Origin of the sequence: Nafulsella turpanensis ZLM-10 (genome assembly GCF_000346615.1) — a bacterium.
Taxonomy (GTDB): Bacteria; Bacteroidota; Bacteroidia; order Cytophagales; family Cyclobacteriaceae; genus Nafulsella; species Nafulsella turpanensis.
Genome location: NZ_ANNU01000056.1, coordinates 1 through 13,046 on the forward strand (window position 1 = coordinate 1; position 13,046 = coordinate 13,046).

Below are 13,046 nucleotides of genomic sequence, written 5' to 3' on the forward strand. Positions count from 1 at the left end.
CTTAATTCAATTAAAATTCAAAGAAAGCTGTCCTAAGCTTGGGGTCCACTAAATATAGCCTTGCTTCATTACACTTTGAATGATTATGGGAATATTTAATAGATGTTTTGAAACCCTAGGGTTTTCCTTTCCTAACAAACAACAAGGAATTCCTGACCTTGAGAAGAATAAGCATCTGGAATTAAATGTTGTACTTTTTTACAAGTGGCAGCTAAGAAGTATTACAATAGGAAAATTCATCTATTCGGTCTAAGTTGTAAATTATTTCAATTTGTTCTTTTAGAAACAGTTTAACATTCTTCATCTATCATCTTGACTTTCTACACCTATCATCATTATAAAATACTAGCAGTTTTCTTGCTTGTAACTGTTTTTTGCTTTAATGCAGTTGCTCAATGCCCGACTTCTGAATTCACAAAAGAATCAGCGGAGGTTTGCGTAGATGAGAGTCTTTCTTTTACAAATACAAGTATTAATGGTACCCGTTATGAGTGGGATTTTAGCTCAGGTAGTTTGGGAAATACTATAACAGCAGAAAAGCTTGGCTCGCTAAGTTCTGCGTCCCGTCCATTAGGACTGGCTATTGCGGAGGATAATACAGGGTGGTACTCATTTATTACAAGCAGAGATAACAATAAGTTATTTAGAGTTTATTTAGGGAATAGTCCTCATGAAAATACTATTGAGGTTATTGATTTAGGTAATTTAGGTTCTCTTTTTAATTCTCCCGTATCTGTAGAAATGATAAAAGAATCAGGTATATGGTATGGCTTTGTACATAATTGGGGGAACAGCAGCTTAATAAAGCTCACATTTCGTGATGGGCTAAGTAATGCCCCTATAGCTGAGAAAATAACATCACTAGTTGGAGGAGTTAATTCAGGAATGGTCGTGGAAAGGAATGGAGGGAATCTTGTTGTTATGATTACTAATTTTGGTTCAAATTCTTTATCAATTATTGATTTTGGTAGCACTATAAATAATAAACCACAAGTAAAAACAACTGGGGCAATAAGTGGAGGGAGTGGCTTGAGAGATATATCTCTAATACAAGAATGCGATCAATGGTATGGTTTCGTAGTTTCTCGATTTAACAAACGTATAATTCGTTTGGACTTCGGATCCTCATTAGGTGGACTTCCATTATCCTCCACTATTGTTGCTGAAAACTTGTTTAATGGAAAGGAGCCCGTAAGCATTGAAGTAAATCAGGAAGGTGTTGATTATTATGTAATGATTAGCACAATTAGTGGCCATTTATTCCGTACAAAGCTTGGTGGGAATCTACGGACTTCTATAGGCAGTGCGGAAGATATGAGTACTTTAGGAACTTTTGGTATAGGATACAATTTAACACTGGTAAAAGAAAAGGGTGAGTGGTATGGCTGGCTTATTAATGACAATAATAAAGAATTGTACAGGTTAACTTATAAAGATGAAACAGAAGTAAGCAGTAGTTATGCATATTCAAAAGATCCGGTTAGTGTAAAATACTCAACCCCGGGTAAGCAGCTTATAAGTTTACGAGTGTATGATGAAGAAGGAGATATTTCTGTTAGTCTGGATTCAGTTCAGGTAAATTCGTCAGAGGCCGCAACTGTAAGTATTAAAACAGATAATGCCTGTATAGCTAATGTAAATACATTTACCTTTCAAAACCATACCCCCGAGAAAAACATCACCTCTTACTCCTGGACTTTCCCCGATGGTTCACAGCAGCTTTCAGCTGAGGCCAGTTACCAATTTACTGAACCTGGGGCTTACACCGTACGGCTCGATATTGAGAGCGAAAACGGCTGTGGCAAGTTCTTTGAAAAAGAAATAACTGTCTACCCCGAGCCGCAGGCAGCTTATAGCCTTTCAGCATCGAAGGTTTGTACCAATGCGGCGGTTGCTTTTACGAATGAGACAAATTATGCAGCCGACTCTGTCATCACTTACCTCTGGGATTTTGGCGATGGGACTACCTCTACGGCAGAAAACCCTTCGCATGAGTATGCAGCCGCAGGTAATTATACCGTTACCCTTTCGGCGGGTATTCCTGGCTGTACTTCTGTTTCTACTCAATCGGTTACGGTAGAGCAGGGACCGCAAACGCTTTTCGCGGCCAGTCCGGTTTGTAGTGGCGGTGCGATAGTATTCGACAACCAGACCAGTGGTACCAACATAACCGGCTATCAGTGGGACCTTGGGGATGGTACCTTCTCTACCCTGGAAGACCCTCAGCATATTTACCAGGAACCGGGTGAGTATACGGTGGTGCTGAAATCGAAAAACAGCCTGGGCTGCGAAACTGCCTATACCCAAACCGTCAATGTCTACTCCCTGCCGGAGCCGGAATTTACCACCAGCGCCCTTTGTGCAGGAACAGAAAATAGGATAGCCTTTTCGGATGCTTCGGTCGATGCCGATGGAAATATAATCGACTGGCAGTGGGCTTTTGAGATGCCCGACGGCTCCATACTTACCAGCAGCGCCCGGGATACTGCCATCAGCTACCCGGAGGCAGGGAGCTTTGAGGTGAGCCTGAGCGTGGCTACTACCTGGGGTTGCCGCGAAACCATCACAAAAACGCTTGAAGTAGAGCCATTGCCGGACGTGCAGATTGGCTTCGATGGAGCCTGCGAGGGGGCCGCCGGTATCATTGCCGATATTACTGACACAGGAGGGGTGCCGGTATTGTCCCGCTACTGGATGGTGGGCGACGAAGTTTTTGCCGATAGCGCCTTCAGCTTTAGCTTCCCCCTTGCCGGTACTTATGAGATATTCCTGCAACTGAACCTGGCCAATGGCTGTAGCGCTACCGGCACCAGGCAGATTGTCATTGCTCCACTGCCGGAGGTGGATTTCGATTACTATGCCAATTGTAGTGGCCAAACGGCTGTTTTCGAATCAGGATATACCTCGGCGGCTTACCGCTGGAGCATCGATGGGGTGGTGCAGGAAGGGAAACAGCTGCAGCATCTTTTCCCCGCCGAGGGAAGCTATACAGTTGAGCTCAGGCTTACAGATGCTGCCGGCTGCTCTAATACTATCAGTAAAACAGTTCAGGTAGGGGCACCGCCGGTGGCTGCCTTTACACCGGACCGACTGAAAGGAGTAGCCCCGTTTACAGTTAACTTCAGGAATGAATCAGTGGGGGCAACAGCTTTTCAATGGTTCTTCGGCGATGCACAGCAAAGCAGCAGCACGGAAGAAAGCCCTTCCTTTACCTTTACCGAAACAGGTGATTATGAGGTGCGCCTTATTGCTTTTAATGCAGATAACTGTAGCGATACCACCTTGCAGCGCATATCGGTTGTGGATCCAAGCTTTGATGTCGCGCTTAACAGCCTTCATACTATCCGGCAGGGCGACCAGCTGCAGTTGGTGCTGGACCTTGAAAACAGGGGAACCATTCGGGTAAGTGAAATGGACATTGAAATATCTGTCAACAATGAATATTTCTTTAATGAAAAGCTTTCGGATTCCCTGGAACTAGGCGAGCAGCTGAATTACCCGCTTAATATGCAGCTGATTGAAAGCAGCAGCCGGAAGTTCCGTTTTATTTGTGTGCGCCTGAAGCCTACCCTGACGCTGGTAGAAAAGGAGCTGTCGGAGGTCAACAATGAAAAATGTCTGAACTTCGACCAGCTTTTTATGATGCAGGAGCCCTACCCGAACCCGGGTTCCGATGAAGTGAGGCTGAGCTTTGTTTTGCCGGACGAAGGGGGCTCTGTAGCCGTGGCAATATATTCCGCGCAGGGTGGTTTAGTGCAGGAAACAGCCCTGAATGGGTTGGGAGCCGGATTAAATGAGCATCTGCTTGATATTCGTGGACTGGGAAAAGGAATCTACTACGTCCGCTGCCGCTATGGGGCCGAACAGCATAGTTACAGGTTTGTAAAGAATTAATTATGTTTTCCTCCGTGGAGGCGTATTATCTTTCTTATGCTAAGATGGCGACGTACAAAATGGCATCTCTACCTTTGGGCCAGGGAATTTTCGAAGAACCACTCCACGGTTTTCTGCAGTCCCTCCCGAATGCTGAATTCAGGGTGGTAGCCCAGCAGCTTTCTGGCTTTGTCGATGCTGGCCAGGGAATGGGGGATATCGCCGGCTCTTTCCGGGCCATAATGGGTGGGGATGAACCGGACTTCGGGGCGATAGGGAGAAAGCAGCTCGCGGAGATGGTCCATTAACTTATTTAAAGTAGTGGCCTGCCCATAAGCTACATTGAAGGTCTGGTTAATGGCTTCCGGCTTCTCCGTGGCCGCCGCCAGCAGGTTGGCCTGTACGGCATTTTCGATATAGGTAAAATCCCTGGAGTGATTTCCGTCTCCGTTAATCAGGGGAGATTCCCCGTTTATCAGCGCCTTTATAAAGCGTGGGATTACGGCCGCATAGGCCCCTTCCGGATCCTGCCGCTCTCCGAAAACATTGAAATAGCGCAGGCCAATGGTTTCCATGCCATACACTTGCCCGAAGACCTGCGCATATAACTCATTCACGTATTTGCTGACAGCATAGGGGGAAAGAGGCTGGCCAATCAGTTCTTCCACCTTGGGGAGGCCCTGGTGATTACCATAAGTGGAGGAGCTGGCGGCATAAATGAAACGCTTTACGCCCGCCTCTTTGGCAGCGGTGAGCATATTGACAAAACCACCCACATTTACTTCGTTCGTAGGAACGGGATTATGAATAGAGCGGGGCACAGAACCAAGGGCGGCATGATGAAATATATAAGAAATGCCCTCCACAGCCTTGCGGCAGGTTTCATAATGCCGGATGTCCCCGCTAATTAAAGTGAAGTTAGGATTCTGCAGCGCTTGTTCCAGGTTTCTTTTGGTGCCGGTAGAAAAGTTGTCAAGGCAGACCACCCTCTTGCCCGCTGCCAAGAGCCGGTCTACCAGGTGAGAGCCAATAAAGCCTGCACCGCCGGTAACCAGAACAGCCTGTTTGGGTAGCGTGGAATGAAAATTTGTTTCAGTCAAAGGATCCTCTTTATAAATGAAGGTTTAATCCCCGCAGGAGCTTGTGGGCCAGTACTTTCGTCTGGTAAAGATACTAATAATCCTTTCCATCTCCATAAAAAACATTGTTTTATCCTGCTGTAATTTGTTAAGCAAATCCTTTTTTACTGCTACAGGGAGGAAGAAATTTAGCGGGGCTGGGAAAGATGCTTAATGGCCGTAGCCCGGGAAATGCAATGCATAAGCTTTCTTTAATGGTACTGATGAGGTTTTTTTGTAGACGGCTGCTCTTCAGCGATTTATGTTTTTCTGTTGCCGCTCATGTGAAAAAACAGGAACAAATATAAAATTTGTTGCAGGGTTCGTAGTTATATAACTAAATTTGCAGCAATATTTTTAAAAACAGAAAAATGAGTATTAAACTTGATCAGATAGATCGAAAGATTCTCGACATTCTACAAAAGAATGCAAAGATTACCAACGCACAGCTGTCAAAGGAAATAGGTCTTTCTCCTGCCCCAACCCTCGAAAGGGTAAAGAAACTGGAGCAGACCGGCATTATTAAGAGCTACCACGCCCGCCTCGATCCGAATAAAATAGGGATGGGGGTTTCTACTTTTGTGCATGTATCGCTGAAAGGTCACAATAAAGAAAATATCAATGCTTTTCTCTCTGCCATCAATACCATCGATGAAATTATTGAGTGCCACCACATTACCGGTACCGGTGACTTTATCCTGAAGGTGATTGCGAAGGATATCTCCTCTTACCAGAACCTGATGCTGGAAAAGGTAAGTGAGATTTCTGTAGTGGATAATATGCAGTCAATGGTTATTCTGTCGACTTTCAAGGACAGCAAGAGCATGCCGATTCCTTCTTAAGAAGAAAATTCATAGAAAATTTAACAGGGCAGGACCTTCGTCACTTTCTCTCCTGAACCTTCAGCCCTAATCGCGGGAGGTGGGGCAGGAAGTGAAAGCGGAAGTCCTGCTTTTTCTGTTGCTGCAGAGAGGTTAATCTCTACTTAAACAGCTTAAATTTCTCTTAAGCTGCTGAAAGGATCGACGACAGAGCAGGAATGGGAAGAAACTTTTTAATATTTGCCCCGAACCATCGTATATTTAGGCACCAAAATGAGCTGGCAGCGCTGCACGAATGATTTCATTCTCTTTCGGGCACTGAAAAAGTGGCGCTTTTTACCCGCCGGTTTTTAAACGAGCTGAAGTATGACTGCTGCGAAAAATTTAGTGCTGGATGAGGCACAAATCAGGCAAAAAATCAGGCGTATCGCCTACGAAATTTTCGAAAATAACTTTTCAGAAAACCGGCTGGTGCTGGCGGGGATTGAAGGGCAGGGCTACCTCTTTGCCCGCTTGCTGCAAGAGGAAATAGAAACGATAGCAGACAAAGAAATTCTCCTCGTTAAAATAAGTCTCGATAAGCAGGCTCCTTCCCAGTCGGCCATTAGTCTCGACCACCCGGTGGAGCAAATGCAGGGGCAGGTGATTATACTGGCCGATGATGTTCTCAATACCGGCCGAACGCTTGCCTACAGCTTAAAGCCCTTCCTGCAGAACCCTGTTAAAAAGCTCGAAATAGCCGTGCTGGTCAACCGGAGCCTCACTACTTTTCCGGTGCAGGCGAAGTATACCGGCTATGAGCTGGCAACGACCCTGAGCGACCATATCGAAGTGGCCTTGTCGGAAGGCACCCCCGCTGTTTACCTCCGCTAAACAGCAGAACTTTTTATCGGCCGCCGGGGTGGGAGAGGAGAGTCTGTCCCTTTACCTGCTTCGCCCTGTCCGAGCCGGAACTTTATATTTATAACTTCATACTTAATACAGAAAAAAATGGATGATGTAGCAGTCTATGTGGATCAGCTAACGGAAATGGTGGTGGTGTATGGCTTTAATTTGCTGATGGCCATATTAATCCTGATAGTGGGCTGGTGGCTCATAGGCCGGTTTGTAAATGTTATCGGCAGGGTAATGGCAAAGCGGGAGGTGGATGAGTCTTTGCGCCCCTTCCTGGAAAGTATAATGGGCATTATGCTGAAGGTGGTGCTGCTCCTGAGCGTGGTATCTGTTTTAGGGGTACCAACGGCCTCTTTTCTGGCTGTGCTCGGCTCGGCCGGTCTTGCCATCGGTTTGGCGCTGCAGGGAAGCCTTTCCAACTTTGCGGGTGGAGTACTTATCCTCACCGTTAAGCCCTTTCGGAAGGGAGACTTTATCCAGGCCATGGGTGTTTCGGGTACTGTACACATCATTAACCTGCTCAATACAGTCCTTAAAACTCCCGATAACCAGACGATTTATATGCCAAACGGCCAGCTGGCCGGGGCGACCATTACCAACTTTTCGGTGGAGCCTACCCGTCGCCTGGTTATCAATTTCGGTATTAGTTACAAAGACGACATAGAGAAGGCAAAAGATATTATCAGGCAGGAAGCGGAGGCCGATCCCCGTGTATTAAAAGAGCCGGCTCCCAGTATTGTGGTCAGCGGACTGCTGGATAATGCCGTAAATGTTTCCATGCGGATCTGGACGACCAAAGAAGATTACTGGGATGTGAACTTTGCCCTGCACGAACAGGTTAAGCAGCATTTCGACCGCGAAAATATTACCATTCCGTTCCCTCAGCGCGATTTGCATGTTTACCAGCATGCTTTTCCGGCGACCAGGCCTTAAAGCTTTACTTTAAGTATTTGGCCGGAAATGTTGTTTTGCAGGAGAAAGCTTTATACTTTAATGAAGCCTGAGGGCCTGTTTAAACAGCAGCTAGTGTTATAAAAACATTCTTCCCGGAAACATTACACTGCAATAATTTAAATAATATTGCGATAAACAGCTGTACAGCATTCGTTACTTTTAAGTAATTAATTTGTAGCGAATTATTCTTCAAAAACAGCATTTGTCGCAAACTTTGCCGATGCCTGACGGGTGCTGTGGAGGGTTTTATGGAAGAGAGCATACCAGGCAATGAGCATAAGGCATTGCAGGCGCAAATTGAGCAGCTAAAGGCAGCGCTGGAATCAAAAGCAGAAGGAGAAAAGGAGATCAGGGAGCGCCTGCAGAAGTATGAACTGGCTGCCAATGGTGCCAGCGACGGCCTGTGGGACTGGAATATGAAGACGAATGAAGTCTTTATTTCCGAGCCCTGGAGTCGTATGCTCGGCTATGACATTTCCGAAGCGGAAGAGAACCTCTTGGGCTGGGAAAGCCTCCTGCACCCCGGTGACAAAGAAGGGGCGTTGGATGCTTTTTACGGGTATATAAAAGGAGATTATAAAAATTACGATATTGAATTCCGCCTGCGCCATAAAGATGGCAGCTACAGGTGGATACACTCGAAGGGAACAGTTTTACGCGACAGCAAAGGAAGGCCTTACCGGATTTCTGGTTCTCATACGGATATAACAGAACGCAAAATGGCTGAGGAAGCTTTGATACAGAGTGAGCAAAAGTACCGGAATTTATTCGAGAATTCGCTGGTAGGGATGTTTCGTGCCGATATCCGGACCGGGGAAATACTGGAAGCAAACGGAAAAGCATGGGAAATATTCGGGCTTGAACCACAAAAAGGGGTAATCCTGAAAGATTTCTTCACCAATGAAAGAGAAAGGGAAGAAACCCTCAAAGAGCTCCTGCGGTCTACCATTATCGAAAACCATGAGTTGCAGGTAAAGCGCTGGGATGGAAAGATTCTTTGGGTATCTCTTTCGGCCTGTTTTTATCCCGAGGAAGGCTTCCTGGAATGTGTACTGAAAGATGTTACCGATACCAAGCAAAACCTGCTGGAGCTGCAAAAGGTAAACTTTGAGCTGGATAATTTCGTCTATCATGCCTCTCACGATCTTCGTTCTCCTCTGCGATCCATCCTTGGCCTTGTTAACATCCTGCGGATCGAAACCAACGAAAAGGCGAAGCAGAATGTGGTGGACATGATAGAAGGCAGCATTAAGCGGCTGGATAACCTGGTAATGGACCTGCTGAGCATGAGCAGGAATAACCGGATCAATGATGCCCCCGTGGAGATTAACTTTATGAACGAAATCAATTATTCGTTCACCAGCTTCTATCATGTTGCCGATACCCAAAACCTGGCCCTTACCATCAATGTCAGGCACGGAGAGGTGTTTGTGTCGGACATAACCCGCATCCGCATTATCCTCAACAACCTTATTTCGAATGCCATAAAGTACCGGAGCTACTCCCGCGACCTTTCTTTTATTCATATTGATGTGAGTGTAAGTGAAAAGGAGGCTGTTTTTATTATCGAAGATAACGGAGAAGGTATACCGGCTTCAAAAGTGTCGACAGTGTTCGATATGTTTGTGAGAGCGTCTGAAAGCAGCGAAGGTTCCGGCCTGGGCCTTTACATTGTAAAAAATGTACTCGAGAAGCTGAATGGCGAAATAGCGGTTGAATCGGAGGAAGATGTAGGAACAAAATTTGTGGTTCGCCTCCCTAACAAGCGTTCTGCTGCTGCTCAAAAGGCAGCTCAGTAGAAAAATTCAAACTTCTTATCCGGAAGGTCACCTGTCCTCCGGCTTTTTCTGAGCCGGATGGGATTCCCTCCCGGGAGGTTTATCCTGCAGGGGAGGTAAGCAGGCAGATGTGTTACCATTGTCATGCCCCGGGGCATCTGAGGAGTAGCAGAAAGATAAAACGGGGCAGTTAAAAAGTAGCTCCATTTTTTTCCTTAGGCTTTTCTTCTTTAGGCATTTATTTATAGATCCCCTGCGGGGATGACAAATCAGGCATATCTGCAGAATCGATGCCTGAAGACCTTAGTGCTACTCCCAGTCTCCTCTCACTGAGGGCTCCCATTCCACAAATTCTTTCTGAACAGTCTCCCTGAACTTTGTATTACTGGTGGAGATATTTATCTTGCACCTATGTCAGTGCACAAAAGCGATATTAAAAAAGTAACGACCCATCAGTTACAGGAAATGAAGAGCCGTGGCGAGAAAATTTCCATGCTCACGGCCTACGATTATTCCATGGCGCGTATCCTCGATGCCGGCGGTATCGATGTACTGCTGGTGGGCGATTCGGCCTCCAATGTAATGGCCGGGAACGAAACGACCCTTCCTATTACGCTCGACCATATGATCTGGCATGCCAGCAGTGTGGTAAAAGCAGTAGAAAGAGCCCTCGTGGTGGTCGATATTCCTTTCGGTAGTTACCAGGCCAATTCCTCTGAAGCCCTTCGTTCGGCTATCCGCATCATGAAGGAGTCGGGCGCCCATGCAGTAAAAGTGGAAGGCGGTAGCGAAATCAAGGAATCGGTCATGAGGATAATTAGTGCGGGTGTACCGGTAATGGGACATCTCGGCCTCACGCCCCAGTCCATTTACAAATTCGGCACCTACAGTGTGCGGGCGAAGGAAGAGGCAGAAGCAGAAAAGCTGATAGAAGATGCGCTGCTGCTGGAATCCTGTGGCTGCTTTGCCCTGGTGCTGGAAAAAATTCCGTCGAAACTGGCCGAAAAGGTAGCGCAGCGCCTCCGCATCCCGGTAATTGGCATAGGTGCAGGCCCTAAAGTAGATGGTCAGGTGCTGGTAGTCCATGATATGCTGGGCATTACCAAAGATTTTAAGCCCCGCTTCCTGCGCCGCTATGCCGATTTAAACCAGGTAATTACAGAGGCAGTTAGCCATTATATAGCCGATGTAAAGTCCAGTAGCTTTCCGAATGATAAGGAGAGTTATTAATTAAAGGCAAATCCCTTAACTTTGCCACGGGCATACAGTTATTATCTACAGCCTGCTTTTTAGGTGAGCCTTCGCTCATTTTTAAAATTGAACTATTAGCCACTCCACGAGTGCGCATAAAACCTTAACAGAACAATGACCAAACAAGCATCTAAAATTGTTTATACCATAACAGATGAAGCCCCTGCTTTAGCAACCTATTCGCTGCTGCCCATCATCCAGACTTTTACGCAAACAGCGGGCCTTGCCGTTGAAACACGCGACATTTCACTGGCAGGAAGAATCCTGGCAAGCTTCCCCGACAGGCTGAGCGAAAGCCAGCAGCAAAGCGATGACCTGGCATACCTGGGCGAACTGGCCAAAACGCCCGAGGCCAACATCATTAAACTGCCGAACATCAGTGCTTCCATTCCCCAGCTGAATGCGGCTATTAAAGAGCTGCAGGCACAAGGCTATAACATCCCGGATTATCCGTCGGAGCCTAAAAATGAGGAAGAAAAAGAAGTGAAGGCCCGCTATGCAAAAGTGCTGGGTAGTGCGGTGAATCCTGTTTTACGCGAAGGTAACTCCGACAGGAGAGTGGCCGAAGCCGTGAAGGAATATGCGAAAAAGAACCCGCACTCCATGGGTGCGTGGAGCAGCGATTCTAAAACCCATGTGGCCCACATGACGGAAGGCGACTTCTACGGCAGCGAGAAATCTGTGGTGGTAGAGCAGGCCGGCGATGTAAAAATTGAATTCGTAGGGGCCGACGGGCAGGCGAAAACCCTCAAGGAAAAAACGAGCCTGAAGGAGAAAGAGGTCATCGATGCTTCTGTCATGAGCTGCAAGGCCCTGCGTTCTTTCCTGGAGAAGGAAATCAGTGAGGCAAAGGAAGAAGACCTGCTGCTTTCGCTCCACCTGAAAGCGACGATGATGAAGGTATCGGACCCTATTCTGTTCGGCCATGCGGTTACCGTATACTTCAAAGAGGTGTTCGAGAAATATGCCAGCCTGTTCAAGGAAATTGGCGTAGACCCCAATAATGGACTGGGCGACCTGTATGCCAAAATAAAAACCCTCCCGGACGAGAAGCGCTCAGCCATTGAGGCCGATATTCAGGCGGTATATGAAAAACGCCCGGAGCTGGCCATGGTTAATTCCGACAAAGGAATTACCAACCTGCACGTGCCAAGTGATGTCATTATCGACGCCTCCATGCCGGCTGCCATTCGCTCATCAGGCAAAATGTGGGGACCAGACGGGGAGCTGCACGATACCAAGGCCATCATTCCTGACCGTAGCTATGCCGGCATATACCAGGAGATTATCAACTTCTGTAAGGAAAATGGTGCTTTTGACCCTACCACCATGGGTACCGTACCGAATATTGGCTTAATGGCGCAGAAGGCCGAAGAGTATGGCTCCCATGATAAAACCTTCGAAATGGCCGAAAGCGGAACCGTGCGCGTAAGCGATGCTTCCGGAAAGGTGTTGCTGGAACAGAAAGTAGAGGAAGGCGACATCTTCAGGATGAGCCAGACCAAAGACCTGCCGATACAGGACTGGGTAAAGCTGGCCGTAACCCGCGCCCGCATCACCCAGACACCTGCCATCTTCTGGCTCGATCCACAACGGGCGCATGACGCCAACCTGATAGAAAAGGTGAAGCTATATCTGAAAGACCACGACACCAGTGGCCTTGAAATTAAAATAATGTCGCCGGTAGAGGCCATGCGCTATACCTGCGAAAGAGCCAAAGCCGGAAAAGATACCATATCTGTAACCGGTAACGTACTGCGCGATTACCTGACTGACCTTTTCCCCATCCTGGAGCTGGGCACCAGTGCTAAAATGCTTTCCATTGTGCCACTTCTGGCGGGTGGCGGCCTGTTCGAAACAGGAGCAGGTGGCTCTGCTCCAAAGCATGTGCAGCAGTTTGTGGAAGAGAATCACCTTCGCTGGGATTCGCTGGGTGAGTTTTTAGCCCTTGCCGTTTCGCTGGAAGACCTGGCCATGAAAACGAAGAATGAAAAAGCACAGGCTTTGGCCGAAGCCCTGAACAAGGCAAATGGTGCCTTCTTAGATAACGATAAATCGCCTTCGCGTAAAGCAGGGGAGCTCGATAACCGGGGCAGTCATTTTTACCTGGCGCTCTATTGGGCACAGGCGCTGGCAGCACAGAGCAAGGATACAGAGCTGCAGTCGAAGTTCGGCAAGCTGGCAAAGGAGCTGAGCGAGAATGAAGATAAAATTGTTAAGGAGCTGAATGAGGTGCAGGGCAAAGCTATCGACCTTGGCGGCTATTACCATCCGGATGCCGACAAGACAGAAAAAGCCATGCGCCCAAGCCAGACGCTAAATAATATTCTGAAAAATTTTTAATACCCTTGGTTATT

The 13,046-nt window shown here is 47.2% G+C and carries 8 protein-coding genes; 7 read left to right on the plus strand and 1 reads right to left on the minus strand.

Translation table 11 applies throughout. The annotated features are described in order from the left end of the window. Positions 1-1,110 precede the first annotated feature (1,110 nt). Positions 1,111-3,894: a T9SS type A sorting domain-containing protein gene (locus tag F752_RS26725; RefSeq protein ID WP_160164145.1), complete on the plus strand. Its 2,784-nt coding sequence runs from the start codon at positions 1,111-1,113 to the stop codon at positions 3,892-3,894. Between the two features lie 68 nt (positions 3,895-3,962). On the opposite strand, the gene F752_RS0119335 is transcribed toward F752_RS26725, so the two are convergent. Further along, positions 3,963-4,973, minus strand: a complete 1,011-nt coding sequence (locus F752_RS0119335; protein ID WP_017733397.1) for an SDR family oxidoreductase — start codon at positions 4,971-4,973, stop codon at positions 3,963-3,965. Positions 4,974-5,362: 389 nt separating this feature from the next. On the opposite strand from F752_RS0119335, the gene F752_RS0119340 reads away from it, so the two are divergent. The 6 genes from F752_RS0119340 to F752_RS0119370 all read left to right on the plus strand — a co-directional run bounded on the left by F752_RS0119340 (position 5,363) and on the right by F752_RS0119370 (position 13,032). Then, positions 5,363-5,833 carry an Lrp/AsnC family transcriptional regulator gene (locus F752_RS0119340; RefSeq protein ID WP_017733398.1) on the plus strand — a complete coding sequence of 157 codons (471 nt, stop codon included), beginning with the start codon at positions 5,363-5,365 and terminating at the stop codon, positions 5,831-5,833. Positions 5,834-6,178: 345 nt separating this feature from the next. After that, a complete protein-coding gene (locus F752_RS0119345; protein ID WP_017733399.1) occupies positions 6,179-6,685 on the plus strand; it encodes a phosphoribosyltransferase family protein in 507 nt (168 codons plus the stop codon). A gap of 117 nt (positions 6,686-6,802) precedes the next feature. After that, positions 6,803-7,639: a mechanosensitive ion channel family protein gene (locus F752_RS0119350; protein WP_017733400.1), complete on the plus strand. Its 837-nt coding sequence runs from the start codon at positions 6,803-6,805 to the stop codon at positions 7,637-7,639. A gap of 269 nt (positions 7,640-7,908) precedes the next feature. Next, on the plus strand, positions 7,909-9,459 hold the full coding sequence (locus tag F752_RS0119355; protein WP_152425220.1) for a PAS domain-containing sensor histidine kinase: 1,551 nt from the start codon (positions 7,909-7,911) through the stop codon (positions 9,457-9,459). A gap of 390 nt (positions 9,460-9,849) precedes the next feature. Beyond that, positions 9,850-10,668 carry a 3-methyl-2-oxobutanoate hydroxymethyltransferase gene (gene panB, locus F752_RS0119365; protein ID WP_017733403.1) on the plus strand — a complete coding sequence of 273 codons (819 nt, stop codon included), beginning with the start codon at positions 9,850-9,852 and terminating at the stop codon, positions 10,666-10,668. A 135-nt stretch (positions 10,669-10,803) separates the two neighbouring features. Further along, the gene (locus tag F752_RS0119370) at positions 10,804-13,032 is read left to right on the plus strand and encodes an NADP-dependent isocitrate dehydrogenase (protein WP_017733404.1); all 2,229 of its coding nucleotides are present in this window, start codon (positions 10,804-10,806) and stop codon (positions 13,030-13,032) included. The last annotated feature ends 14 nt before the right edge of the window (positions 13,033-13,046 follow it).

Coding starts and splice junctions, on each gene's coding strand:
- panB (WP_017733403.1), top strand. CDS start 9,850: ATGTCAGTGCACAAAAGCGATATTAAAAAAGTAACGACCCATCAGTTA.
- F752_RS0119370 (WP_017733404.1), top strand. CDS start 10,804: ATGACCAAACAAGCATCTAAAATTGTTTATACCATAACAGATGAAGCC.
- F752_RS0119355 (WP_152425220.1), top strand. CDS start 7,909: ATGGAAGAGAGCATACCAGGCAATGAGCATAAGGCATTGCAGGCGCAA.
- F752_RS0119350 (WP_017733400.1), top strand. CDS start 6,803: ATGGATGATGTAGCAGTCTATGTGGATCAGCTAACGGAAATGGTGGTG.
- F752_RS0119340 (WP_017733398.1), top strand. CDS start 5,363: ATGAGTATTAAACTTGATCAGATAGATCGAAAGATTCTCGACATTCTA.
- F752_RS0119345 (WP_017733399.1), top strand. CDS start 6,179: ATGACTGCTGCGAAAAATTTAGTGCTGGATGAGGCACAAATCAGGCAA.